The organism is Aeromonas sp. R2-1, from assembly GCF_040908425.1.
Lineage (GTDB): Bacteria > Pseudomonadota > Gammaproteobacteria > Enterobacterales > Aeromonadaceae > Aeromonas > Aeromonas caviae.
Map to the genome: position 1 here is coordinate 25,353 of NZ_JBFODR010000028.1, position 24,452 is coordinate 49,804.

At 63.7% G+C, this 24,452-nt stretch carries 26 protein-coding genes and 5 tRNA genes; 13 read left to right on the plus strand and 18 right to left on the minus strand.

What is annotated here, in order from left to right; translation table 11 throughout:
• The first annotated feature begins 40 nt into the window (after positions 1-40).
• The 3 genes from AB5Y80_RS08960 (at position 41) to AB5Y80_RS08970 (ending at position 3,141) form a co-directional block, all read left to right on the plus strand.
• Positions 41-1,090, plus strand: coding sequence for a diguanylate cyclase (locus AB5Y80_RS08960; RefSeq protein WP_368172821.1), 1,050 nt, complete (start codon positions 41-43; stop codon positions 1,088-1,090).
• A 180-nt stretch (positions 1,091-1,270) separates the two neighbouring features.
• Positions 1,271-2,128, plus strand: a complete 858-nt coding sequence (nfo, locus tag AB5Y80_RS08965) for a deoxyribonuclease IV (protein WP_042880583.1) — start codon at positions 1,271-1,273, stop codon at positions 2,126-2,128.
• Positions 2,129-2,163: 35 nt separating this feature from the next.
• Positions 2,164-3,141 (plus strand): Gfo/Idh/MocA family protein, encoded by a 978-nt coding sequence (locus tag AB5Y80_RS08970; RefSeq protein ID WP_368172822.1) that lies wholly within the window; start codon positions 2,164-2,166, stop codon positions 3,139-3,141.
• Between the two features lie 78 nt (positions 3,142-3,219).
• Here the strand turns inward: AB5Y80_RS08970 and AB5Y80_RS08975 are convergent, their stop codons facing one another.
• Positions 3,220-4,104 (minus strand): LysR substrate-binding domain-containing protein, encoded by an 885-nt coding sequence (locus AB5Y80_RS08975; protein ID WP_368172823.1) that lies wholly within the window; start codon positions 4,102-4,104, stop codon positions 3,220-3,222.
• A 103-nt stretch (positions 4,105-4,207) separates the two neighbouring features.
• On the opposite strand from AB5Y80_RS08975, the gene AB5Y80_RS08980 reads away from it, so the two are divergent.
• From AB5Y80_RS08980 to AB5Y80_RS08995, 4 genes are all read left to right on the plus strand, one after another.
• Positions 4,208-5,188, plus strand: a complete 981-nt coding sequence (locus AB5Y80_RS08980; RefSeq protein WP_368172824.1) for a TDT family transporter — start codon at positions 4,208-4,210, stop codon at positions 5,186-5,188.
• 220 nt (positions 5,189-5,408) lie between these two features.
• A complete protein-coding gene (locus AB5Y80_RS08985) occupies positions 5,409-6,398 on the plus strand; it encodes a lipid A biosynthesis (KDO)2-(lauroyl)-lipid IVA acyltransferase (protein WP_048207605.1) in 990 nt (329 codons plus the stop codon).
• Between the two features lie 154 nt (positions 6,399-6,552).
• On the plus strand, positions 6,553-7,548 hold the full coding sequence (locus AB5Y80_RS08990; protein ID WP_029314477.1) for a lipid A biosynthesis acyltransferase: 996 nt from the start codon (positions 6,553-6,555) through the stop codon (positions 7,546-7,548).
• Positions 7,549-7,642: 94 nt separating this feature from the next.
• A complete protein-coding gene (locus AB5Y80_RS08995; protein WP_029314478.1) occupies positions 7,643-8,503 on the plus strand; it encodes a PA4780 family RIO1-like protein kinase in 861 nt (286 codons plus the stop codon).
• 59 nt (positions 8,504-8,562) lie between these two features.
• On the opposite strand, the gene AB5Y80_RS09000 is transcribed toward AB5Y80_RS08995, so the two are convergent.
• Positions 8,563-9,441: a pirin family protein gene (locus AB5Y80_RS09000; RefSeq protein WP_368172825.1), complete on the minus strand. Its 879-nt coding sequence runs from the start codon at positions 9,439-9,441 to the stop codon at positions 8,563-8,565.
• 243 nt (positions 9,442-9,684) lie between these two features.
• Between AB5Y80_RS09000 and AB5Y80_RS09005 the strand changes: the two genes are divergently transcribed.
• Positions 9,685-12,087: a DNA polymerase II gene (locus AB5Y80_RS09005; protein WP_042014367.1), complete on the plus strand. Its 2,403-nt coding sequence runs from the start codon at positions 9,685-9,687 to the stop codon at positions 12,085-12,087.
• A 143-nt stretch (positions 12,088-12,230) separates the two neighbouring features.
• Here AB5Y80_RS09005 and AB5Y80_RS09010 read toward each other — a convergent pair.
• From AB5Y80_RS09010 to AB5Y80_RS09040, 7 genes are all read right to left on the minus strand, one after another.
• Positions 12,231-12,307: transfer RNA gene (locus AB5Y80_RS09010), tRNA-Val, on the minus strand.
• 39 nt (positions 12,308-12,346) lie between these two features.
• Positions 12,347-12,423: transfer RNA gene (locus AB5Y80_RS09015), tRNA-Val, on the minus strand.
• A gap of 121 nt (positions 12,424-12,544) precedes the next feature.
• A tRNA-Val gene (locus tag AB5Y80_RS09020) sits at positions 12,545-12,621 on the minus strand.
• 17 nt (positions 12,622-12,638) lie between these two features.
• Positions 12,639-12,715: transfer RNA gene (locus AB5Y80_RS09025), tRNA-Val, on the minus strand.
• Between the two features lie 11 nt (positions 12,716-12,726).
• Positions 12,727-12,803: transfer RNA gene (locus AB5Y80_RS09030), tRNA-Val, on the minus strand.
• Positions 12,804-12,997: 194 nt separating this feature from the next.
• Positions 12,998-14,377, minus strand: coding sequence for an MATE family efflux transporter (locus AB5Y80_RS09035; protein ID WP_029314480.1), 1,380 nt, complete (start codon positions 14,375-14,377; stop codon positions 12,998-13,000).
• Positions 14,378-14,528: 151 nt separating this feature from the next.
• Positions 14,529-14,735 (minus strand): YaeP family protein, encoded by a 207-nt coding sequence (locus tag AB5Y80_RS09040; protein WP_010674629.1) that lies wholly within the window; start codon positions 14,733-14,735, stop codon positions 14,529-14,531.
• A 133-nt stretch (positions 14,736-14,868) separates the two neighbouring features.
• On the opposite strand from AB5Y80_RS09040, the gene AB5Y80_RS09045 reads away from it, so the two are divergent.
• Together AB5Y80_RS09045 and AB5Y80_RS09050 are read left to right on the plus strand one after the other, a co-directional pair.
• Positions 14,869-15,480, plus strand: coding sequence for a riboflavin synthase subunit alpha (locus AB5Y80_RS09045; RefSeq protein WP_368172826.1), 612 nt, complete (start codon positions 14,869-14,871; stop codon positions 15,478-15,480).
• Positions 15,481-15,582: 102 nt separating this feature from the next.
• A complete protein-coding gene (locus tag AB5Y80_RS09050) occupies positions 15,583-15,873 on the plus strand; it encodes a YciI family protein (protein ID WP_368172827.1) in 291 nt (96 codons plus the stop codon).
• A gap of 78 nt (positions 15,874-15,951) precedes the next feature.
• Here the strand turns inward: AB5Y80_RS09050 and AB5Y80_RS09055 are convergent, their stop codons facing one another.
• The 4 genes from AB5Y80_RS09055 to AB5Y80_RS09070 form a co-directional block, all read right to left on the minus strand.
• Positions 15,952-16,155 carry a CPXCG motif-containing cysteine-rich protein gene (locus AB5Y80_RS09055; RefSeq protein ID WP_042014369.1) on the minus strand — a complete coding sequence of 68 codons (204 nt, stop codon included), beginning with the start codon at positions 16,153-16,155 and terminating at the stop codon, positions 15,952-15,954.
• Positions 16,156-16,285: 130 nt separating this feature from the next.
• Complete coding sequence (gene hxpB, locus AB5Y80_RS09060; protein WP_324049015.1) at positions 16,286-16,945, minus strand: hexitol phosphatase HxpB; 660 nt, start codon at positions 16,943-16,945, stop codon at positions 16,286-16,288.
• A 128-nt stretch (positions 16,946-17,073) separates the two neighbouring features.
• Positions 17,074-18,252 carry a formate-dependent phosphoribosylglycinamide formyltransferase gene (gene purT / locus AB5Y80_RS09065; protein ID WP_368172828.1) on the minus strand — a complete coding sequence of 393 codons (1,179 nt, stop codon included), beginning with the start codon at positions 18,250-18,252 and terminating at the stop codon, positions 17,074-17,076.
• Positions 18,253-18,325: 73 nt separating this feature from the next.
• Positions 18,326-19,216 carry a DMT family transporter gene (locus AB5Y80_RS09070; protein ID WP_368172829.1) on the minus strand — a complete coding sequence of 297 codons (891 nt, stop codon included), beginning with the start codon at positions 19,214-19,216 and terminating at the stop codon, positions 18,326-18,328.
• A 226-nt stretch (positions 19,217-19,442) separates the two neighbouring features.
• Here AB5Y80_RS09070 and AB5Y80_RS09075 point away from each other — a divergent pair, with 226 nt between their 5' ends.
• On the plus strand, positions 19,443-20,030 hold the full coding sequence (locus AB5Y80_RS09075; RefSeq protein ID WP_039039094.1) for an FMN-dependent NADH-azoreductase: 588 nt from the start codon (positions 19,443-19,445) through the stop codon (positions 20,028-20,030).
• 95 nt (positions 20,031-20,125) lie between these two features.
• On the opposite strand, the gene AB5Y80_RS09080 is transcribed toward AB5Y80_RS09075, so the two are convergent.
• The 4 genes from AB5Y80_RS09080 to AB5Y80_RS09095 all read right to left on the minus strand — a co-directional run bounded on the left by AB5Y80_RS09080 (position 20,126) and on the right by AB5Y80_RS09095 (position 22,505).
• On the minus strand, positions 20,126-20,305 hold the full coding sequence (locus AB5Y80_RS09080) for a hypothetical protein (protein WP_041215220.1): 180 nt from the start codon (positions 20,303-20,305) through the stop codon (positions 20,126-20,128).
• A gap of 161 nt (positions 20,306-20,466) precedes the next feature.
• Positions 20,467-20,655 (minus strand): DUF4250 domain-containing protein, encoded by a 189-nt coding sequence (locus tag AB5Y80_RS09085; RefSeq protein WP_010674638.1) that lies wholly within the window; start codon positions 20,653-20,655, stop codon positions 20,467-20,469.
• Positions 20,652-21,122, minus strand: a complete 471-nt coding sequence (locus AB5Y80_RS09090) for a MarR family winged helix-turn-helix transcriptional regulator (protein WP_010674639.1) — start codon at positions 21,120-21,122, stop codon at positions 20,652-20,654. The genes AB5Y80_RS09085 and AB5Y80_RS09090 overlap by 4 nt, the downstream gene beginning before the upstream one ends.
• 150 nt (positions 21,123-21,272) lie before the next feature.
• Positions 21,273-22,505, minus strand: a complete 1,233-nt coding sequence (locus tag AB5Y80_RS09095; RefSeq protein WP_368172830.1) for a UPF0149 family protein — start codon at positions 22,503-22,505, stop codon at positions 21,273-21,275.
• Between the two features lie 271 nt (positions 22,506-22,776).
• On the opposite strand from AB5Y80_RS09095, the gene AB5Y80_RS09100 reads away from it, so the two are divergent.
• Positions 22,777-23,646 carry a S1 RNA-binding domain-containing protein gene (locus tag AB5Y80_RS09100; protein ID WP_042014378.1) on the plus strand — a complete coding sequence of 290 codons (870 nt, stop codon included), beginning with the start codon at positions 22,777-22,779 and terminating at the stop codon, positions 23,644-23,646.
• Between the two features lies 1 nt (position 23,647).
• The gene (locus AB5Y80_RS09105) at positions 23,648-23,959 is read left to right on the plus strand and encodes a DUF1289 domain-containing protein (protein WP_039039099.1); all 312 of its coding nucleotides are present in this window, start codon (positions 23,648-23,650) and stop codon (positions 23,957-23,959) included.
• Between the two features lie 45 nt (positions 23,960-24,004).
• Here AB5Y80_RS09105 and AB5Y80_RS09110 read toward each other — a convergent pair whose 3' ends face one another.
• On the minus strand, positions 24,005-24,328 hold the full coding sequence (locus AB5Y80_RS09110) for an HI1450 family dsDNA-mimic protein (protein ID WP_010674643.1): 324 nt from the start codon (positions 24,326-24,328) through the stop codon (positions 24,005-24,007).
• Positions 24,329-24,452: the final 124 nt, after the last annotated feature.

Below are 24,452 nucleotides of genomic sequence, written 5' to 3' on the forward strand. Positions count from 1 at the left end.
GACAGCGTGGGTGGCAATAATAAAAATGGGCGAGGTAGCTATGCACCATCACAATAACGAAAAAATATTTGATCCAGATTTTTTGTCCAGCCTGGGGCCCGGCAAGACAATCACCATCCCGGTCACCTTTATTCAGGACCTGACCAGGGCCGCGTCCCTTCAGGATGTATTGAACGTGATGGCGAAGTGGATATTCCATCTTTTTTTTGCCGAACGGGTCAGCATCACCATCAAGGAAAATGAAGACTCCCTGACGCTCTATTCGGTGATGGGCAACAATGCCATTCCCATGGATTTTCTGGTGCCCATTCAAGGGACCATGGTGGGCCGGGTATTTTCGACCGGCATGCTGAGAATATGCGACGACCTGGCCCAGTCCGCGGATCTCGATTGCGAGATGCTCTCCCGGCACGGCATGGGCTGCTGCATGGATGCCCCCATGATTCAGGGGACGGTCAGTATCGGGACCCTGAATGTCGCCCACCACGAGAAGGGCTATTACACCGCCGACCACGCCATGGTATTGCAATGTCTGGCGAACTGGCTGGCCCTCAATATCCAGCTGCACCTTCAAATCGCCGACATGGAGCAGCAGGCCTGCACGGATTATCTGACGGAGACCGCCAATCGCCGGGCCTTCATGAATGAGGGGGAACGGCGGCTGATATTGTCCAGGCTGACGGACACCCCTTTTATCATCGCCATTCTGGATCTGGACCATTTCAAACGTCTCAATGACCGATATGGTCATGTCGCCGGGGATCATGCATTGAAGGCGGTGGCCAGCCTCGTCAAGGGCAACATGAGGCAGGAGGATATCTTCGCCCGCATCGGGGGAGAGGAATTTGCCATGATCATGACGGGGGGTGACAGCGAGCCCCCGTTTTCCGTGCTCGACCGCCTTCGCGCCCTTATCGAGGCCCAAGTGATCGAGTACGAGGGCGAGTCCATCAGGCTGACCGCGAGCATCGGGTATTCATCCTCGTCACCTGAAGACGGCGCCCTCAGCACCCTTCTCAAGCGGGCGGATGATGCCCTCTACGCCGCGAAACGGCGGGGTCGCAACCGGGTGGAATACACTCCCGGCTAGTGCGAAGGCCCGGCGAGGGCAGGGAAGAGAGTGTCCCTGGGCGCCTGCGGGCGCCTTTTCCATTGCTCCCATCGACAATCCCGGTTTGGCGCAAGGGGTTGGCTTGGGCATAATGGCGCCCCGGCAACGGGTGCGGTGGCCAGCGCGGCAGGCACCCGGTCACAGTGCACAGGAGATGAGATGAAATTTATCGGAGCCCACGTCAGTGCGGCGGGCGGGGTGGAAAACACCATCGCCCGGGCCAAAGCCATCGGGGCCAACGCCTTCGCCCTGTTTACCAAGAATCAGCGCCAATGGCAGGCGGCGCCCCTCTCCGAGGCCAGCATTCGCGCCTTCAAGGCCGCCTGCGAGAAGGAGGGCTTTCGCCCCGAGCAGATCCTGCCCCACGACAGCTACCTCATCAACCTGGGTCATCCCGACCCCGATGCCCTCGCCAAGTCCCGGGATGCGTTTCTGGATGAGATGAAGCGCTGCGAGCAACTGGGGCTGTGCTACCTGAACTTCCACCCGGGCAGCCACCTCAAGCAGATCCCCGAGGCGGTGAGCCTCAAGCTCGTGAGCGAGTCCATCAACTGGGCGCTGGAGCGCAGTGAAGGGGTGACGGCGGTGATCGAGAATACCGCAGGCCAGGGCACCAACCTCGGCTGGTCGTTCGAGCACCTGGCCACCCTCATCGACGGGGTAGAGGACAAGAGTCGGGTCGGCGTCTGCTTTGACACCTGCCACGCCTTCGCCGCCGGTTACGATCTGCGTACCCCCGAGGGGTGCGAGGCGGTGTTTGCCGACTTCGACCGCATCGTGGGGTTCCAGTACCTCAAGGGGATGCATATCAACGGCGCCAAGTGTACCTTCGGTAGTCGGGTCGACCGTCACCACAGCCTGCGGGAGGGCAACCTCGGCGAGGCGGTGTTCCACCACATCATGAACGACGACCGTTTTGACGGCATCCCGCTGATCCTCGAGACCATCGACGAGTCCATCTGGGGCGAGGAGATAAGCTGGCTGCGCAGCCTGGCCGGGAGCCCGCGCCCGGCGTGATGCCGGGGTCCACCATTGGGTAGCAAGGAGAGACGATGCACGACGAGACAAGGGCGCCCCTGCGCTTTGGCATTGCCGGGGCGGGGGCCATCGCCCGGCGTTTTTGCCGCGATGTGAACGGGCACGCCAGGGGAGCCGAGGTGGTGGCCATCGCCGCCCGGGACCAGGGACGGGCGGACGAGTTCGCCCGGGATCTGGGGCTGCCCCACGCCTATGGCAGCTATGAGGCCCTGGCCGCCAGCCCCGAGGTGGAGGCCGTCTATGTGGCGGTCATCCACCCGGAGCACGCGGGCCTGGTGAGGCAGATGCTGCTGGCGGGCAAGCACGTACTGGTGGAGAAACCGGCGGTGACCCGGGTAGCGGACTGGGACGCCCTGGTGGCGCTCGCCCACGCACGGGGCCTGCTGCTGCTCGAGGCCATGAAGGTAATGTGCTTCCCCGCCATGCGCGCCCTGTTGCAGCGCCTGCCCCTGCTGCCGCCGCCGCGCGAGCTGCGGGCGGCGTTCGGTTCGGCCCAGCCCAGGGTGGGCAAGCTGTTCGATCCGGCGCTGGATGGCGGCGCTGCCTGGGACGTGGGGGTCTATCCCCTCTGGCTCCATGCCGCCCTCTGCCATCGGCTGGGGCTGGGCTGCCCCGCCCCCGAGGTGACGCTGACGCGGGCTCCGGGGGAGGTGGATCTCGCCGCCAGCTTCACGTTCGAGGAGCCGTTTCGGGCCGAACTCGGGGCCTCCATCATCGAGGATCTCGAGCGGGAAGCGTCCTTGTCCGGGGAGGGGTGGCGCCTGGTCATCGAGGGCAAGTGGTGGAATCCCCAGCACATTCGCTGGCAAGGGGGGCCTGCTCCCGTCATCTGGCCGGCGGACATCTATCTGCCGGTGGAGGGGGGCGGCATGCAGCACGAGGCGGATCACTTTGCCGATTGCCTGCGCCACCGGCTGCTGGACTCCCCCTGGGTACCCCAGGCCGTGACCCGGCAGGTGCTCGGCTGGATTGAAGGGGGACTCGCCGGCTGAGGCCGGGGAAGGGCTGAGGGGAGTATCGGCTGAACGACAAGGGCGCCAATGGCGCCCTTGCTGCATCTGAAGGAGTTCTCACGCCAGGGTCTGGGCGCGGCAGAAGGCCAGGAAGCGGCGCAGGGCGGCGGAGTGGAACTTCTGCTTGTGCCAGACGAGGGAGAGCTGGCGTGGGAAGCGGCGACTCGGGGTGAGGGCCACCAGGCGCCCCTGTGCCAGTCGGTCCGCCACCGCGAGGCGGGAGATGAACGAGATGCCGAGCCCCTTCTCCACCGCCAGCATCACCGCCTCCAGGGTGTTGAGCTCTATCCCCGCCTGCCAGCGGGGCAGGTGGGGCTGGAGCTGCTGCTCGAACTGCTCGCGGCTGCCGGATTGCGCCTCGCGCAGCACCCAGGTTTCCCCGGCAAGCCGGCGCAGGGGCAGCTCGAGCTGATCCGCCAGGGGGTGACCGGGGGCGGCGATGATGAGCATCTCGTCCTCCAGCCAGGGTTCGCTCACCAGATCCGGGTGGTGGTTCTCCCCCTCGATGAGGGCGAGATCCAGTTCGAAGTGGGCGAGGGCATGGCACAGGAGGTGGGTGTTGGCGATGGTGACCCTGGGGGCGGCCCCCAGCTCCTGGGCCCCCTCCGCCAGCAGGGCGGGCAGCAGGTAGTTGCCGATGGTCTGGCTGGCCCCGAGGTGCAGCTGGCCGCTCGGCTCGGCATCGGGGCTGAAGAGCTGCTCTATCTCCAGCATCCGGGTCAGCAGCTCCTCGGCGGCCGGTTGCAGCAGGCGCCCCTCGCTGTTGAGCTGAAGCCTCGGGTGCACCCGGTCGAACAGGGGCGTGGCGAGCTGGCGCTCCAGCTCCTGCAGCGACTGGGAGACGGCCCCCTTGCTCAGGCAGAGTTCATTGGCGGCGCCCCCCAGGTTGCCGTGGCGGGCGATGGTGGCAAACACCTTGAGTTGTTGCAGGGTGAGCTTCATATCGTTTGATTTTCCTAAACGCTAAGTTCAATTCATTTAGATATCGTAAACGATAGACCCCCTTTATCCTATGCCCATCGTCATCATCAAGAGGGTATTCGCCATGATCGCAAGAACCCGCCGCTCCCTGGCCGCCGCCCCGACCCCCATGGCCGGTCTGGCTCTGGGGATCGCCAGCCTCGGCTGGTGCTGGGAAAATGCCGGTCAGTTCGATGGCCGTCTGCAACTGCTAGGGGCCGCCATCGCCGCCGTGCTGCTCCTCGTCCTGACCTTCAAGTTTCTGATCCACCCGCGCCTGCTGTGGCAGGATCTCGCCCATCCCGTGGTGGGCAGCGTGGTGCCCACCTACGCCATGGGGACCATGGTGGTCTCCAAGGCGGTCGGCCTGCTCGCCCCGACCCTGGGGCAGGGGCTCTGGCTGTTTGCGGTCGTCGTCCACCTCGTCTTCCTCGCCACCTTCGTCTGGCACAGGGCCAAAGCGTTTGAAATCCATCACATGGTGCCGAGCTGGTTCGTGCCGCCGGTGGGGATCATCGTGGCTGACGTGGCCTACCCGGGCGGTCCCTTCGCATCCCTGGCCACCGGCCTGCTCTGGTTCGGCATGGCCTGCTACGGCCTGATGCTGCCGCTGATGCTCTATCGCCTCATCTTCAGCCACGAGGTGCCGGATGCCGCCAAGCCCACCATCGCCATCCTGGCCGCCCCGGCGAGCCTGTCGCTGGCCGGCTACCTCACCGTGAGCCAGGATCCCTCCCTGCTGCTGGTGGCGGTGCTGCTCGGGATCGCCGTGCTGATGACCGGCATCATCTACCTGGCCTTCATCAAGCTGCTGCGCCTGCCGTTCTCGCCGGGTTACGCCGCTTTCACCTTCCCCCTGGTGATCGGGGCCACCGCCCTGTTCAAGGTGAGTCACCTGCTGTCGCAGTGGCCACAGGCGGCCCGCTATGCCGAGCAGCTCCATCAGCTGGCCTATCTGGAGCTGGGGGTGGCCACCCTGGTAGTGGGTTACGTGGCCCTGCGTTACCTGATGTTCCTCCTGCCGGCGGTGCAGGATGACCTGCCGGGGCAGCCCGCACGCCGCTAGGCACAAGGTTTTCATCCCCCCTTGTCATCGACCCCGCCCGTGCGGGGTCTGCCGTTCGTGATGCAGTGACACAGATGGGAATCAAATGAAGCAGATTAATTTTGTCAATCCGTGAAGTGGCTTAAATAGTTGCCCATACAGGCGACATTCAGTTGGCGTTAACTGGTAATACCTGTCACGATGCGCGCCACTTTATCTTCCCACTGTTTTGTCGTGCCCCATGTCCTCATCTGATCCCGTGTTTGACGCCCGATTCCAGCCTCGTCTGCTGCACCCCCGTTACTGGTTGAGCTGGCTCGCCCTCGGCGCCATCGGTGTGCTCGCCTTCGTGCCCCCGCGCTGGCGGGATCGCCTGGCCGATGCTCTGACGCCCCTGGTATGCGCCATTTCGAAGAAGCAGATCTACATCGCCAGGACCAACCTCGCCATCTGCTTCAAGGAGAAGAGCGAGGCCGAGCGGGAGGCCATCCTGATGACTTCCATCCGGGTCGGCCTCAAGAGCCTGCTGGGCTTTGGCGAGTTCACCTGGCGCAGCCCCGCCCACGTGATGGGGCGGATCCAGGTCAGCGGCTGGGAACATATCGAGGCGGAGCAGGCCGCTGGCCGACCGGTGATCCTGGTGGTGCCCCACAGCTGGCCCATCGACGCGGCGGGCTACTACTTCGCCCAGCGGGGCCTGCCCATGTGCACCATGATGAAGAGCGCCCGCAACCCGGTGTTCGACTGGCACATCAACGGCGCGCGGGCCCGGCACGGCTGCCGCGTCTATGAGCGCAGCGCCGGCATCAAGCCGGTGATCAAGGCGGTGAAATCCGGCCTGAGCTTCTTCTATCTGCCGGATCAGGATCACGGCCGGGAGGCGAGCCTGTTCGCCCCCTTCTTCAACCACCCCAAGGCGACGTTGCCGGCCCTGCCACGGCTGGTGAAGCTGACCGGTGCCCAGGCTCTGCCGGTGCTGGCCTGCTATGACGAGCAGGCGCACGGCTACCGGTTGGAGGTCGAGGCTCCCTACGCCGACTACCCGAGCGGGGATCTGATGGCGGATACCTGCCGCATGAACGACAGCGTGGAGCGCCAGCTCTGCCGCCACCCGGGCCAGTACATGTGGTTCCTCAAGATCTTCGACACCCGTGAGGATCAGGTGGGGCCGGATGGCCTCTACGAAGAGGGGATCCGGCGCATCCGCCGGGGCCTTGCTCCTCACCCCTGAGCCTTGCGCTCACCCGGTGCAAAAATGTGGCCCCAAGCGGGCCACTTTTTATTTCTAAGTTGTCTGATCAGTGACTTGGCGCGGGGGCGCTGTGCAGGGCAGGGTAGAAAAAGTTGTCAGGATCACTAAAATGACGGTCTGTTTTGATGATTCGATGGCGACCATGTCCGCACAAGATCCGGTGTTTGATACCTCTTTTCATCCGCGCCTGCTGCACCCCCGTCTGTGGGGCAGCTGGCTGGCCGTCGCCCTGCTCTCCCTGCTGGCCTGGGTGCCGGCAAGGGCACGGGACAAGCTGGCCGACTACCTGGCCCCCCTGCTGCTGCGCGTCTCCAGGAAGCAGGCCTACATCGCTGACACCAACCTCAAGATCTGCTTCCCCCATCTCGACGAGGCGGGCCGTCAGGCCCTGCTGCTGAAATCCATCCGGGTGGGGCTCAAGACCTTCCTGGGCTTTGGCGAGCTGACCTGGCGCAGCCCCGACTTCCTCAAGGGGCGCGTCAAGGTGAGCGGCTGGGAGCATGTGGAGGCGGAGCGGGCAGCCGGTCGCCCCATGATCTTCGTGGTGCCCCACACCTGGGCGGTGGACATGATTGGCCGCTACTTCCCCCTCCAGGGGATCAAGATGTGCACCATGATGAAAAGCCCCAAGGATGCGGTGTTCGACTGGTATATCAACCGCGAGCGCAGCAAGGGCGGGCGTATCTACGAGCGCAGCGTCGGCATCAAGCCCGCCATCAAGGCACTGCGCAGCGGCGACAGCTTCTTCTATCTGCCGGATCAGGATCACGGCCGGGAGGCGAGCCTCTTCGTGCCCTTCTTCAACCACCCCAAGGCGACCCTGCCGGCCCTGCCCAAGCTGGTGAAGCTGACCGGTGCCCGCGCCGTGCCCATTCTGGCCTGCTACGACGAGGACGAGGGGTGCTACCGGCTGGAGATCGAGGCGCCGTTCGACCCTTATCCCACCGCGGATCTGGTGGCGGACGTCAACCAGATGAACCGCATGGTGGAGCAGCAGCTTGGCCGCTTCCCCGAGCAGTACATGTGGTTTCTCAAGATCTTCGAAACCCAGGAGCACGATCAGGGCGAGGACGGTCTCTACGAGGCGGGGATCCGCCGCATCCGCCAGGGGCTGCCACCGGAACCTTGATCGACACGGCCCCCTTGCGGGCCGTTTCTGACAGGGGTGGCAGGCCACCAGCAAACAGGTGCAAACAAGGTGCAAATAGGGTAAAAGGGCGGTCATGAAAATTCCAAATCGAATCCAACCTCTGGTTGATGACGGCCTGGTGGACGATGTCATCAGCCGGCTGATGAGCGGCAAAGAGGCCGACGTCTATGTGGTGCGCTGCGGCGACGAGATCCGCTGCGCCAAGGTCTACAAAGAGGCGTCAAAGCGCAGCTTCAAGCAGGCCGTGGTCTATCAGGAAGGGCGGCGAGTGCGCAGCAGCCGCGATGCCCGCGCCATGGAGAAGGGCTCCAAGTACGGTCGCAAGCAGCACGAAGAGGTGTGGCAGAACACCGAGGTGGATGCCCTGTTCAAGCTGGCGGCGGCCGGGGTGCGGGTGCCCAGGCCCTATGTCTGCCTCGATGGCGTGCTGCTGATGGAGCTCATCACCGACGCCGACGGCAACGTCGCTCCCCGTCTCAACGACGTGGCCCTGACCCGTGAGCAGGCTCTGGTGGATCATGGCAAGGTGATCCGCTACGTGGTGCGCATGCTCTGCGCCGGGCTCATTCACGGGGATCTCTCGGAGTTCAACGTGCTGGTGGACGAAGAGGGGCCCGTCATCATCGACCTGCCCCAGGTGGTGGATGCCGCCGCCAACAACCAGGCCAGGGCCATGCTGGAGCGGGATGTCGACAACATGCGCAACTACTACGGCATGTATGCCCCCGAGCTGCTCAAGACCCGGTATGCCCGGGAGATGTGGTCCTTGTTCGAGGATGGCAAGCTGGGCCCCGAGACCGAGCTCACCGGCCTGTTCGAAGAGAGCCGGGAGGCCATCGATCTGGATGGCGTGCTGCACGAGATAGAAAGTGCTCAGGAGGAGGCCATGGCCCGCCGGGCCAGGTTGCAGGCGGAGCAGGAAGAGGAGTCCTGACGGGCCTTCATCCCAATCAACAAGAGCGCCATGGGCGCTCTTTTGTTTTGGACCCTGGCTCAGAGCCCGGTCAGGGGCGGCGCCTTGAGACGGGGCCCCTGGTAACCTGTCACCTCGCCAAAGCGCGGATGACCGCTCTCCCAGTCGGCGGCGGCGGTGCGAATGGCCTCCTTGTCGACGCTCACGAAGTTCCACCAGATTTGCAGCGGTCTGGGCAGGGGCTCGCCGCCGATGAGCAGCAGCCGGGCACCCGGGCGCAGGGTCAGCGCCACCTCCCGGTTGCCGGGGGGTAGGTAGAGGAGCTGCTCCGGGGCCAGGGCCTCCCCTGCGACGATGGTCTCCCCCGCGAGGGGAAAGAGGCCGTGCTCGAAGGCGGGATCCAGGGGGAGGGTGATCTCGCCTCCCTCGGGGGCGTGCAGATCCAGCCCCAGAATGGGGGAGAAGTGCAGAGTGGGGGCGCGCCGGCTGCCGTGCTCGCCGATGAGCAGAGTGAGGGTGATCTCCCCTTGCTGCCAGCGGGGGAGCGTCGGGTAGTGATCGAAGCGGGGCGGGGTATGCTGATCCGCCTCGGGCAGGGCTATCCAGAGCTGGGCGGCGTGCAGATCGGGCTGGTTCGGGACCGACTCCTCGGTGTGGGCAATGCCCCGTCCTGCGGTCATCAGGTTCACCTGGCCCGGACGGATCACCTGCTTGCTGCCCAGGCTGTCCCGGTGGAGGATCTCCCCCTCCAGCATCCAGGTGAAGGTCTGCAGGGCGATGTGGGGGTGGGGCCCCACATCCATGCCGGGGGCGCCGGGGGCAAAGCGGGTCGGGCCGATATGATCGAGAAAACACCAGGGCCCGATGGTGCGCCGCTCCTTGACCGGGATGGCGCGAGCCACCGGGATGCCGCCCACATCTGTGAGGCGGGAGGCAATGCGTTGCCACTGTTGTGTCATGGGGTGCTCCTTGTCGAGGAAAAGGTTGGCGCACGCGCGAGCAGGCCGCAGCGTCTGCAGGGGGACGGACATGCCGTCTCGCCCGGTGCCGGTGAGTGATGCCGAGGTTACTATGCCCCAATCCGGCGCCGGATGGCAAAGACGGGGCACAGCGCCTGCCCTGAGGGCCCCGCCCGGCAATTGCAGCCGGGTACTGTATGAACGTACAATAGTCCCATCCCACTCTTGAGCTCGACCACCTGCATGACCGACATCCAGCCACTCCCTCCCGTGACCCCGCCGCTCGACGGCTTCATCCTGACCCGCCATGGTCGGGATGTGCAGGGGCGTACCGAGATCGTGATGTGGCTCTGGAGCGCACAGGGACCGGTAAGGGTGGTGGTGCCGGGGCAGGAGCCTGTCTTCTTCCTGCCGGAACGCCACCTGGAGGAGGCGGCAGAGCTCTTCAAGGGGGCCGGGGTGAGGGGGCGTTTTCGTCGCCTCCCCATGCACACCTTCGAGGGGAGCCGGGTGGTGGGCTGCTACTTTGCCACCCTGAGTGCCTTTCACCGCGCCATCGAGCTGCTGCTCATCCGCGGATTGGAGCACTTCGAGGCAGATATCCGCCTGCCCGAGCGCTTTCTCATGGAGCGCTTCATCACCGCCGGGATGCGCTTTGACGGCAAGGCGAGGCGAAAGGGGGGCAGGCAGGGTTACTGGGAGGTAAACGAGGCGCGCTGTGCGCCGCAGGCGGTGACGCCGACCCTCTCCTGGGTCTCCCTGGACGTGGAGTGCGCCATGGATGGCACCCTCTTCTCGGTGGGGCTCCATAGCGAAGAGGACGCGCGGGTCATCATGATTGGCTCCCCGGAGCCGGGCTCGCAGGACTGGGAGACCCCCGTCGAGTGGGTGGCGGACGAGCCAGCCCTGCTCGCTGCCCTGGAGGGCTGGTTCAGCCTGCACGATCCCGATCTCGTCATCGGCTGGAACGTGGTGAATTTCGACTTTCGCCTGCTGCTGCGCCGCGCCGAACTCCACAAGCGGCGGTTGCGGCTCGGGCGCGGGCGGGAGCTCTGCTTCTGGCGCTCGTCCCGAAACGACCCCCAGAGCGGCAACGTCATCATCCCGGGGCGCATGGTGCTGGACGGCATCGATACCCTCAAGAGCGCCACCTGGCAGTTCCCGAGCTACAGCCTGGATGCGGTGGCAAGCGAGCTGCTCGGGCGGGGCAAGGACATCGAGGACGTGGCCAACCGGGGGGAGAAGATCACCGAGCTGTTCCACTCCGACAAGGAGGCGCTGGCCCGCTACAACCTGGAAGATTGCAGGCTGGTGTGGGAGATCTTCGATTTCTGCCACCTCATCCCCTTCGCCATCGAGCGCGCCTCCCTCACCGGTCTTGAGCTCGACCGGGTTGGGGGGTCGGTGGCGGCGTTCACCAACCTCTATCTGCCACGGCTGCACCGCGGTGGCTATGTGGCGCCCAACCTGCCGGCTGATGGTGGGCTCGCAAGCCCCGGCGGCTATGTGATGGACTCCAAGCCGGGGCTCTATCGCCACGTGCTGGTGCTCGACTTCAAGAGCCTCTATCCCAGCATCATCCGCACCTTCTGTATCGACCCCATGGGGCTGGTGGAGGGGCTCAAACACCCGGATAACGCCATTCCAGGCTTTCGCGGCGCCCTGTTCTCCCGAACCCGTCACTTCCTGCCGGATCTCATCGCCACCCTCTGGGCGGCGCGGGATCGGGCCAAGGCCGCCAGTAACAAGGCCCTCTCCCAGGCCATCAAGATCATCATGAACTCCTTCTACGGGGTGCTGGGGTCGGGGGGCTGCCGCTTCTACGACCCGAGGCTCGCCTCCTCCATCACCTTGCGGGGCCACGGCATCATGCAGCAGACCCGGGAGTGGATAGAGGCAGAAGGGTTCGAGGTGATCTATGGGGATACCGACTCCACCTTCGTGCACCTGGGGAGCGATATCCGTCTCGAACAAGCGGACGAGATTGGCCAGCGACTGGCGAAGATGATCAACGACAACTGGGCCGCGCTGATCAGGCGGGAGTTCGACCTGCCGAGCCATCTGGAGATCCAGTACGAAACCCACTACCGCCGATTCCTGATGCCCACCATTCGCGGGCTGGAGAAGGGGAGCAAGAAACGCTATGCGGGACTGGTGGGCGAAGGGGAAGGGGAGCATCTGGTGTTCAAGGGGCTGGAGACGGTGCGCACCGACTGGACCCCCCTTGCCAAGGCATTCCAGACCCGGCTCTACGAAATGGTGTTCCACGACCAGGATCCCAGCAGCTATGTGCGCACCATGGTGGACGAGACCCGGGCGGGCCGTCACGACGATCTGCTCATCTACCGCAAGCGGCTGCGCCAGAAACTCGAGGAGTATCAGAAGAACGTGCCACCCCATGTGCGGGCGGCGCGCCTGGCGGATGAGGAGAATCTGCGCCGCGGCCTGCCCCAGCGCTATCAGCACAGGGGCACCATCGCCTACCTGATGACCCTGAACGGCCCCGAGCCTTTGGAGTACCGGCGCAGCGCCGTCGACTACGAGCACTACATTGACAAGCAGCTCAGGCCCATCGCCGACGCCATCCTTCCCTTCGTGGGGGAGTCGTTCGAGCGGATCTGCGGCCAGCAGCTCGATCTCTTCTGACAACGCGAGGTAAAACGCGGCGGCCATGGCACGACAATGGCGGCCCGCGTGCCAGAGGGGACAGGAGGCAGATGACGGGGGAGAGCGGGTGTCAGAGCCGACCAATGCAAAAAGCCCGCTATCAAGCGGGCTTTTCTCAAATCTGGTGCGTCCTAGTGGATTCGAACCACCGACCCCCACCATGTCAAGGTGATGCTCTAACCAGCTGAGCTAAGGACGCAGGGTGCGCAAGGCGACTTTGTGTGTCATTGCAGGGGAGTGGTGGGTTTAATTGGATTCGAACCAACGACCCCTACCATGTCAAGGTAGTGCTCTAACCAACTGAGCTATAAACCCACATCTGCGTTCAACCGGATTCGAACCAACGACATTGCCTACGCCATGTCCAAATACTGTTCTAACCGACTGAGCTATAAACCCACATCAAATTCATATCTGCAATTTATTCAAACTGTTATGGTGCGTCCTAGTGGATTCGAACCACCGACCCCCACCATGTCAAGGTGATGCTCTAACCAGCTGAGCTAAGGACGCATAACAGGGTTTCGTGATGGTGCGTCCTAGTGGATTCGAACCACCGACCCCCACCATGTCAAGGTGGTGCTCTAACCAGCTGAGCTAAGGACGCATCACGAAAAGTGGTGGGTTTAATTGGATTCGAACCAACGACCCCTACCATGTCAAGGTAGTGCTCTAACCAACTGAGCTATAAACCCACTTCATAAACCGGGCTGAAGACCCGTTTTATCCCGCCAGCACTGCTGGCGTGGTCGGCATACTACCCATGGCCCCCAAGGCTGTCAACAAGGGACATGCACAAAGGAGACTGTTTGCCCAGTTCTTGTGCAGCCTGTTGATTTTACAGGCGAGCCGTCCCAAAAGTGCGGCTCCCCGTGCCCCTGGCTGCGCCCTATTGCGCCCGGGAGAGGGCGGTGCAGGCCGCGGGGCTGGCGAAGCGGCCGTAGATGACGCGCAGCCGTGCGCCCAGCATCAGGGCGGCGGAGGTGAGACCGACGATGAAGCCTATCCAGAAGCCCTGCGGGCCCATGCGCGGTACCACCCAGTCGGTCAGCCCCAGGATCATGCCGGTGGGCAGACCCAGCCCCCAATAGGCGACGATGGTGACGTAGAAGATGGCCTGGGTATCCTTGTAACCGCGCAGGGCCGCCGCGGCCACCACCTGTACCGAATCGGAGATCTGGTAGATGGCGGCGAAGAAGAGCAGGGTGGCGGCGAGGCCGATCACCTGCAGGTCGTCGGTGTAGATCCCCGCGATGGGGTCGCGCAGCAGCACGGTGAGGGCGGCGGTCGCGGCGGCGACTCCCATGCCCAGCATCAGGCCGGTGCGGGCGGCGACCCTGGCCTGATCCGGTTGACCTTCCCCTATGTTGTGACCGACCCGGATGGTCACACCGACACCGATGGAGAGGGGCAGCATGAAGACCAGGCTGGAGAAGTTGAGCGCAATCTGGTGACTCGCCACCGTCTCCGCGCCGAAGGGGGCCAGCATCAGGGCAACCACGGTAAACAGGGTCACCTCGCAGAAGATGGCCATGGCGATGGGGAACCCCAAGCGGAACAGGCGCCAGATCCGGCTGCCGTTGGGGCGTGCCAGCTGGGCGAACAGGTTGATGCGCTTGAAGTGGGCAGAGCACTTCACATAGACGATCATCGCCAGCAGCATGGCCCAGAGCACGATGGCAGTGGCCACGCCGCAGCCGACGCCGCCGAGTTTCGGCATGCCGAAGTGGCCGTGAATGAAGATGTAGTTGGCGGGGATGTTGACCGCAAGCCCCACGAAACCGATCACCATGGTCGGCATGGTGTGGGAGAGCCCCTCACTGAAGTTGCGCAGCACCTGGAACATCACGAAGGCGGGCAGGCCCCACAGGATGGCGTGCAGGTAGCCGGCAGTCTTGGCCGCCATGACGGGATCCACGTCCATGAATTGCAGTGCCAGGGGGCTGAAGTAGAGTGCCACCATGGCGATGGGCGTGACGATGAGGGCGAGCCAGAAGCCCTGGTGCACGGCGGGGCGCACCTCGTCCTGCTTGCGGGCGCCGTTGAGCTGGGAAACGATGGGGGTGAGGGCCATGATGATGCCCTGCACCAGCAAGATGATCGGCAGCCAGAAGCTGGACGCCACCGACACGGCGGCAAGATCCACGGCGCTCACCTGTCCCGCCATCACGGTATCGACGAAGTTCATGGCGATCTGGGCCACCTGGGCGACCAGAATGGGGCTGGCTAGACGAACGAGCTGCTTCGCCTCGGACCAATAACGTTGCACTGACACCTCCGAGTGGATCAGATAAAAGAGAAAGAGCGGGCAAGAGAGATGGGCTTTTGCCTCCTCGTCCTGAGGAGACAAAATGCGGGGGTGTCATTCTAGCCTGAAAAACCGCCAACGGGGAAGGTCGGCGGCAGATTTGTAGCCGGGATCAGGCGTCTTCGTGATCGCTGATCAGCAGATTGGCAGCGGCATAGGCCGCCTGCTCGCGCAGATCCGCCGGTACCCGCTCGTCGGAGGCCACGGCGTTGAGCGCCCGTATGCTGGCGGCAATGGCCTGGGGCACATAACCCTGCTCACCGGAGCCAATCTGGTTGTAGGCGATGCGAATGGCTTCACAGCATTGATATACCTGCATTTTTGTTTCCTCGTTCAGTCTGGATTGATTGGGGTCACTATAGCGATCGCGCCTCTCCTTGTCAGCCGGCCCCCTTGTCTTGCAAGGTGGCCGGGGGTAACCTGCCGACAATTTTCACAGCCTGGAGAGACTCATGTTCACCGGCATCGTACAAGGGACCGCCGAACTGGTGGCCATCGATTCACTGCCCAATTTTCGCACCCACGTGATCCGCATGCCGAGCCCGGCCTGGGGCGAGGGGCTGGCCCTGGGGGCCTCGGTGGCCCACAACGGCTGCTGCCTGACCGTCACCCGGGTGGAGGGGGACCTGGTCAGCTTCGATCTGATGCAGGAGACTCTGCGCCTCACCAACCTTGGGCAACTGGTGGTGGGTGACAAGGTCAACGTGGAGCGGGCCGCCCGCTTTGGGGACGAGATTGGCGGCCATGCCATGTCCGGCCACATCATGGGGACGGCCGAGGTGACCTCGGTCATCGACACCCACAACAACCGCCAGGTGTGGTATCGCCTCGATCCTGCGCTCATGAAGTACGTGCTGACCAAGGGCTACATCGGCATCGACGGCATCAGCCTCACCGTGGGCGAGGTGCGCGCCAGGGAGTTCTGCGTCAACTTGATCCCCGAAACCCTGGCCCGCACCAACCTGGGCTGGGTCAAGGCCGGCTGGCAGACCAACATCGAGATTGATCCCCAGACCCAGGCCATCGTCGACACGGTGGAGCGGGTGCTGGCGGCGCGCCAGTAACCACCTGAGCGCTGCCCCCAGGGTACGAAGAGGAGGGCGGCATCACGGAAAAGGCGCCCTCTTGTGGAAGAGGCGCCGCCCCAGAGCCTTGGAGACTTCCCTATGTTTGTCGTGACATTGACCTATGTGAAACCGCTGGCGGAGATCGATGCCCTGATCCCGGCCCACATTGCGTGGCTGGAGCGGCAGTATGCCGCAGGCCATTTTCTGGCATCCGGGCGTCGGGTACCCCGAGTCGGGGGCGTCATACTGGCGCAGGGCGTGAGCCGAGACGCCCTGGAGGCGATGCTGGCAGAGGATCCCTGCAAGCAGGCAGAGGTGGCCGATTATCAGGTGGTGGAGTTTGTTCCGACTATGACGTCGGCGAAGGCGGCGTGCTTGAGGGAGGCGTGATCCAGCCTGACGATGGCACCAGAACAAACGGGACCCACAGGGTCCCGTTTGTTTTTGTCTGTGTCTGGACAGGGGGATTCAGAACAGCTGCTCGTCGTCGGCATCCACGAAGAGTTGCAGGCAGTCGCGGGCTTCATCCCGGTGCAGCCGCAGGTGAATGGGGTGGCAGCAGGCCATGCAATCTTCGTAGAACTCCTGATCCCCCTGGCTGGCATCCAGCTCGACCCGGGTGTGGTGGCCGCAGTGGGGGCAGACGATACGCTTGCTGGTGTATTCGATCATGGTGACCTCCTCGGGCCCGTGGGCCGTCTCTGTGCTCCTGCTGATTCTAGTCGCCACAGGGCGGCGCAACCGCGAGCAAGCGCACGTTTATGAGCGGGCTCAAGGGAGGCAGGAGGTCAGTCCGTGTTGCCTACTTGACCCAGCCGGCCAGCATCTCTGCGTTCAGCTCGGCAAGAGAGCGCAGCTCGTGGTTGGCGATGACCAGACGGGGATCGCCGACCAGTGCCGGGTCCGGCACGATCAGCGCCGTCATGGAGGCTGCCTTGGCCGCCAGCAGGCCGGTGAAGCTGTCCTCGATGGCGAGACAGTGCACAGGCTCGACGCCGAGCTTCTCGGCGGCGTGGATATAGACATCCGGGTGGGGTTTGCCAAAGCGCTCCACCTCGGCGGAGTGGACCGCCATGAAACGGTCCTGGATGCCGAGTTTGCTGAGCACCGCCTCGACCATGGCAAACGGGGAGGAGGTGGCGAGCCCGATCTTGAGCCCTTGGGCCTCGATGAGGTCGAGCGCTTCCAGCACCCCGGCCTTGGGTTGTCCCTCTTGCAGGATGAGCGCGATCACCTGATCCAGAATGCGCTGTACCACCTCTTCCTGGCTGGGGCTGCTCCAGGGGCGGATCCGGTACCAGTGGGCCACCAGCTGATCGATGCGCACCCCTATGGTGGAGTTGCAGTCCTCCTCGGTGTGGAAGTGGCCCAGTTCGGCGAAGACGGCCATCTGTGCCCGTTGCCAGAAGGGTTCCGAGTCGATCAGAACACCATCCATATCGAAGATCACGGCAGTTAACATCTTGTACTCCTGACATAGGTGAAGGGGGGATTATAAGCCCGGTGCTTCAATGGGAAAGGGGCAGTCACCTGCCCCTTGCGCCGGATCACGCAGATAAACGTTTGTTTTTGCGTGGTAAAGCGGATTGCCTAGAACAGTACTTCTACCCGGGCTGCCACCGTTTTGGCCTGCTCCACGGCTTCCTGGCAATCCTGCCCACGGGCGAGCGCCACCCCGAGGCGACGACGACCGGCGATCTCCGGCTTGCCAAAGAGACGCAACTGGGCTCCGGGCACCAGGGCCAGTGCCTCGCCAATCCCCTGATAGCGGATATCCTGGCTGTGGCCTTCCCGCAGCACCACGGCAGAGGCGCTCGGGCCGTACTGGGTGATGGTGCCGACGGGCAGCCCCAGGATGGCGCGCACGTGCAGGGCGAACTCGGAGAGATCCTGGGAGATCAGGGTCACCATGCCGGTGTCGTGGGGGCGGGGGGAGACTTCGCTGAACCACACCTCGTCGCCCCTGATGAAGAGCTCGACCCCGAACAGACCATAGCCGCCAAGAGCTTCGACCACCTTGGCCGCCACCTCCTTGGAGCGGGCCAGGGCCAGCTCGCTCATGGCCTGGGGCTGCCAGGATTCGCGGTAGTCGCCATCCTCCTGACGATGGCCGATAGGCTCGCAGAAGTGGATGCCATCGACCGCGCGCACCGTGAGCAGGGTGATCTCGTACTCGAAAGGAACGAAGCCTTCGACAATCACCTTGCCACGACCGGCACGGCCCCCCTCCTGGGCATAGGTCCAGCTTTCATCCAGCCTGGCGAGATCGCGCAGCAGGCTCTGCCCCTTGCCGGAGGAGCTCATCACCGGTTTGACCACGCAGGGGAGGCCGATGGCCTCGACGGCGGCCACAAACTCCTCCTTGCTCTGGGCAAAGCGGTAGGCAGAGGTGGGCAGCCCCAGGGTTTCGGCGGCGAGGCGACGGATCCCCTCCCGGTTCATGGTGAGCTGGGTGGCGCGGGCATTGGGCACCACCTTGATCCCTTCCTGCTCCAGGGCGGCCAGGGTGTCGGTGGCGATGGCTTCAATCTCGGGGATGATGAGGTCGGGCTTGACCTCGGCCACCAGGGCGCGCAGGGCGGCACCATCCAGCATGTCCAGCACGCGGGCCTGGTGGGCCACCTGCATGGCGGGGGCGTTGGCATAGCGGTCGGCGGCGATCACCTCGATACCGAGCCGCTGGAGCTCGATGGCGACCTCCTTGCCGAGTTCGCCTGATCCCAGCAGCAGGGCGCGGGTCGCAGTGGGGCGGGTGGCGGTTCCAAACATCTGATCTCTCCTGAGGTCGGTGGTCAGCAGGGCTGATCCGGGTGAGCAAAAAAAGAGGCACGCATGGCGTACCTCAGGAAGTGGGTGGGTGGGCGCGCTGCTCCAGATGGGTGAGCAGGGTGATGGCGCCGATGATGATGGCCGCCCCCAGCCACAAGCGACCGGGGGGCGCCCAGCCAAATACCAGCCAGCCGGCCAGCACGTTCATGGGCAGCTTGGCAAAATCAAAAGGTTGCACGAAGGAGGCCTCCGCCACGCTGTAGGCGCGGGCGATGGACATCTGGGCCAGTGCCGACAGTACGCCCGAGGCGGCCACCAGCAGCCACTGGGTTTCGCTCGGCCACTGCCATTCAGGGATCGCCAGCATGGCGTTGAACGGGGTGCTGAAGACGAGCAGGTAGACGACGATGGTGTGGGACGACTCGCTGGCCGCCTGATAGCGCACCAGCAAGGAGTAGCCTGCCCAGAAGAGGGCGGCCGCCACCGGCAGCAGGGAGGCCAGGGTGAAGTCGTCGGTCCAGGGGGCCAGGATCAGCATGGCGCCGACAAACCCCGCCAGGGTCGCGAGAATGCGGGCCCGGCTCACCTGCTCTTTGAGAAAGAGGGCTGATCCCAGGGTGGCAAACAGGGGGGAGGTCATCAAGAGCGCGATCCCCTGCCAGATGGGGACGGGGACCGCCAGGGCCCAGAGCCAGAACTGGATGCCGGTCACCGCCAGGGCGACCCGCAGCAGGTGCAGGCGCAGCTGGTTCGTCATCAGGGACTGGCGCAGACCGTGGTGCACCAGCCAGGGCAGCAGGCAGACCAGGGCGATCAGATATTGGTGAAAGGCAACCTGGGTCGAGGGGAGGCCGAGCGTGAAGCTGACATACTGGCTCAGGCTGTTGACGGCGGCGAAGCAGAGGCCTGCCACCATCATCCAGACGGCGCCGGCAGAGGGGGAGTGCCTGCGGGAGGAGGTCATGAGATCCGGATCACGTACAAAAAGTGCGGCGGATCATAACGGCAATCGTTTGTCATGCCAAGGGTGCGGAGTTTGATGAGCCCCTCTCTGCCGAGGAAATGCACAGGCATCAAATTTTTTGAATGACTTGAGCATCTATTTTCGCTATCAGGCTTTAATGCCAGTCTTTATAGTGACCTCCATCGACAGCCTGGCTGTTCAATTGACAATCAAATGGAGTTTCACCATGGCCAATATCCTCGTTCTGAAGTCCAGCATCCTGGGCCAGTATTCCCAATCCAACGCCCTGATCGACGGCTACCTGGCCGAGCGCCAGGGTGACACCATCCAGGTACGCGATCTGGCGACCCTGAACCTGCCGGTGCTGGACGGCGAGCTGGCCATGGGCCTGCGTGGTGGCGAGAACCTGAACGAGCGTCAGCAAGCGGTGCTGGCCCAGTCCGACGAGCTGGTCGCCGAGCTCAAGGCGAGCGATCTGGTGATCATCGCGGCCCCCATGTACAACTTCAACATCCCGACCCAGCTGAAAAACTGGATCGATCTGGTGGCCCGTGCCGGCGTAACCTTCCGTTACACCGAGACCGGTCCGGTCGGCCTGGTGGAGAACACCCGCGCCCTGGTGGTCAGCCCCCGTGGCGGCATGCACGTGGGCAATGCCACCGACCTGGTGACCCCCTACATGCGTACCGTGCTGGGCTTCATCGGCATCAACGAAGTGGACTTCATCTATGCCGAAGGCATGGGCATGGGGCCGGAGGCGCAAGCCAAGGGGATCGAGCAGGCCAAGGAGCAGCTGGAAACCCTGGCTTACTGATGCGACTCGGGGCCTTGGCCCCCAGTATCCTGAAACAACAACGCAGCCCTCGGGCTGCGTTGTTGTTTTTGCGCAGGCATCACGCTCTGGCGTCGTTATTCGCGCAGGAAGTGGCGACAGCCGCTGCCGACCATCAGAAAGACCGCCACCAGGGAGGCCAGCAGCAGGGTGGTGAGCCACTGCTCGGCGCTGCTGGGGACCTGGGGGAGGAAGAGGCTGATCACCAGCAATGTGCAGAGGGTGATCAGGCTGGTTGGTCGAATGAGGCGCATCATGGGTCATCCTTGGCTGCGGGTGGTGAACGAGAGGCTAACCGCGGTCTGTGACAACAAGATGTATCCATACCTCTTGCGAAGATCAACTGACCGGGTAGCCACCACCTTAGCAGCTTTTGCCGACGGAGCCAGCGGCATGGGTCGGGTTGTGATCCGGATCCCTATCTGAACTGCTTCTGATCTTCCTGATAGTGAAAATCGCCACTGGCCAGCCTGGCAACCAGGGCCTCTTGATCGAGATCCTGCGCCCGGCAAAGATCATCGAGATCCTCGTAGTGATCACGCAGCTGCATGTTGACCAGGCTCAGCAGCATGTTGACATCCATGGTGGCAAAGTTGTTCAGCTTCATGAGGGTTGCTCGTTGTCCAGCAGGTGAAGTTGTTCGATGGCATCGCTGACGCTCTGCAGGTGCAGGCGAATGCTCTGGCGCGCCTCGGCCGGCAGATAGTCGGTGAGGGTGTGCTGCCAGCTTCCCGCCTCCGTCTTGAGCTGCTGGAACAGGGTGAGCCCCGCCGGGGTGAAGGAGACCAGGCTGATGCGCTTGTCCTGCACGCTGTTCTCGGTGAACAGGATGCCTTTCTCCACCAGACGATGGATCTCGCGGGAGATCCGTACCTTGTCCATGCCGCTCGCCTCCACCAGCTCCTTCTGGCTGATGGGGTAGTGGGGGCCGAGCACCATCATCAGGCGCCACTGGGGCACGGTGAGTTGGTACCGCTGCTGATAAAACTGTTCAAAGGTATCGCGCACCATCTCAGCGGCGTGAACCAGCTGATAAGGAGGGTAGTGCGCGAGCAGCTCAATGATCTTCGACATATGACATCCTGCTGTGGCGGCTGCATCGGGTGCAGTTTCTCTTGATACTTTGGCCTTGATGATACGTAACACAGGGGCATTTGTCTGACCAGTCACCAGAAAAATGTGCGTTTGCGCACGTGTTCTGTCATCGAATCGGCAATTGGGGTCTCAACTGGCCTGCTTGCCCGCACTCTTTCGCAGCCATATCAAGGCGTTGTGGGTCAGCCAGGCCTCGCGACTCTGCAAGGCGTAGAGCGCCGCCTCGTCACGGCTGCCTCCCTGCCAGCGGCGAGGCTCCTGCTTGGGCAAGCGGCGCTGGCCCAGCAAAGTGGCGGGCACATGGGGATTGACCCCCATTGCCGCCGCCAGATGAGGGCGCGCCGCCGTTTCCCCTTCGCAGACAAAGCTCATCAAGGCCTTGTTGTAGAGCAGCCAGCAGGAGGCTTCATCAAAGCGCACCAGCAGTTGTTGCAGGGCATCCCATTCCCCTTGCCAGGCATAGAGGGTGGAGAGGGGGTGGCGGCAAGCGGGCTCGTCGGCGCGGCAGAGTGCGAGCAGGGCCAGGTACTCATCCCGAGCCTGCCCAAGCTGCCCAAGTCGCAGCAGGCAATCGGCTCGACCGGCCCTGGCCGCGATCAGAGGGCGTGCCTCGGGAACCTGCCAGCCATGGCCCGCGTGGGCTTGCCAGAATGCCTCATCGAACAGGAGGTTGGCATCGGCAATGATGCGCTCAAACCAGCCAAGGCGAGGGAGGGGATCGCGGCTCTCTGCCGCCAGCTCGAACCACTGCTGCCACTGGCGAGTCTGCTCGTTGTCCTGGGACGGGCTCTCTTCAGGCTCGGCCTCGTAGTGATCCTGGCCGAGCAGGAGGTTGAGGGCCGTCTTCATCTGCTGGCGTTGACGCTTGCAAAAATCGAGGAAGGGGAGCTCGCTGGCCGCAGCCTGGTGCAGCATCATAGCCATGGGCTTGTCGCGAAACAGGCAGAGCTCGGCCACCAGGCTGAAGCGATGGCGGGTCGCCGGATCGTTCAGGTCGGTCGGCGCCGGCCAGCAGGCTACCCCCTGACTGAAGCCATAGCTCCATTGGCCCAGAGGATGGCGCTTGTCAAACACCTGCTCCGGGTTGTCGGTAGAGAGGCGACACTGGCTCGGCAGGGCCAGCTGCGCGTCGTCGGCCTGGGCTTCCAGCTCGGCGATCAGGTGATGCAGCGCCTCGGCACTCTTCTCGTCCAGCGCTGCATCATGAGGCAGCAGGCCGGCCAGCGGATCTTGCCAGTCGGGGGCAACGGGCCCCGTCAGACGGGCGCACAGGAAGCCGTGCAGGGCGGGGTAACTCATCTCCTGCTGGCTGTGGGTCTGGATCCATTGATTGAGATGACGGGTACGAGTGGCTGGGTTCATCGACGCTTCCTCTGGATTTGACGGCCGCGAAGTCTACCTAAAAGTGGGGTTATTTGCAGCAAAGGGGAAACTGAATGCTGCTAATATCGTCAATCTGGCCGCCCGGGAGCGGGAAAAGAGGTCAGACACAGGGGGGAGGGGCTAGGTCCTGCTGCCGCTCTGGGGTAACATGCGCGCCTGCATGACATAAATCGGCCCCGTCCTCTCTCATCCGACGGCGGCGATGCACCTCTATATGACGGGTCTTCTATGAGATGGGCCCATCCGGATATTGAAAGAAGAGATCACCATGTTACAGATTGGCAAGATGAACACCCTGACCGTCGTCGAGATCGAGGAGCGCGGCGCCTGGCTGGCGGCGGGGGAATACGGCGAGCTGCTGCTGCCCAGGCGCCAGTTGCCGGAAGGCGTCGCCGAGGAGAGCGAGGTGTCCGTCTTCCTCTATCTGGATGCGGATTGCGAGCCGGTGATCACCACCGACAAGCCTTTCGCCATGGTGGGGGACATCGTCGGTCTCAAGGTGGTCAACGCCAACAAGATTGGTGCCTTCCTCGACTGGGGCATGAAGAAAGATCTCTTCGTACCAAGCCGCGAGCAGAACAAGCCGATGCAGGTGGGCCATGTCTATCTGGTGCACCTGATGCTGGACAACGAAGGGCGCATGGTCGGCACCAGCCGTCTGGAGCGCTTCCTGCGCATCGACCCTCCTTTCAAGAGCGGTGACGAGGTGACGGTGCTGCCGGGGGAACACACCCCCCTTGGCATCAAGGCCGTGGTCAATGGCCAGTACGCCGGCATGCTGTTCAAGAACGAGGTGTTCGGCCGCGTGATGACGGGCCGACCGCTGACCGCCTGGGTCAAGCAGGTGCGCGAAGATGGCAAGCTGGACCTGACCCTGCAAAAGCCGGGGCTGGCCCGGATGGATGACGCCGGTGCGCGGATCCTGCTGCGCCTGCAAAAGCAGGGGGGCAGCCTTGCGGTGGGAGACAAGAGCGATCCTGACGTCATCTACAAGATGTTCAGCATGAGCAAGGGCACCTTCAAGAAAGCGATCGGCGGCCTCTACAAGCAGGGCAAGATCGTCATCGAGGAGCACAGCATCCGCCTCGTGGGCTCCGACACGCCGGCAGGGGACGAATAAGGTGCCGAGTCCCTGCATCGGTGACTGCCGAGCCAAAGAGGGGCTCTGCCTCGGTTGTGGCCGCACCCTGACCGAGATAGGCCAGTGGTCCACCATGGACAGCGAGGCCCAGCTGGCCCGCATGGCCGAGCTCGATGGCTCGAAGAGCACTCATGCCTGCCCGGGCTGCGGCGAGCCGGCGTTCTGCGCCGTGTCGGCGGGGGAACCCATCGAGCGCTGCTGGTGCAACCAGCTTCCCGCGTTGCCCATGAGCGATGCCAGCGCCTGCTGGTGTCGCCGCTGTCTGGCCAAGGCCATCGCGGCACGCCCCTGACTCGGGCAGCGCAAAAAACGAAAAAGGCGCCTGGGGCGCCTTTTCTTATGCCTGTTGCTGGCGGTGCCAGCGGATATGCACGTCGTGCTCGCTCTGATCCCGGGGGAGCAGGAAGGTGGCGTAGATCACCTCGAACTCGTCCTGATGATCCAGCAAGCCGACCCAGACCTCGGCCCAACGCGCCATGTCCACCGGCTCGCCGAGCTCGGTCGACCAGTCGGCATTGGGCAGGGTTGCCTCCACCGCGCCACGTTGCTCGAACTCGAGGGTGATGTCGACGATTTGTTCGGGGGCCAGCATGTCGGCGGCCTGCTCCAGAAACTGATCATAGGCCCACTCGACCAGCTGATCCGGGCTACGTTGTTCCATGAAATCACTCCAGATACGTCCAGGTTCGCCACTTTAACAAGTATTGGGATGGGCAGCCAGCCCGGGGGCGGTGACGCCGTGCTGTCAAATGGCGGGATCAGGGGATAAGGTTAACAGAGCCGCC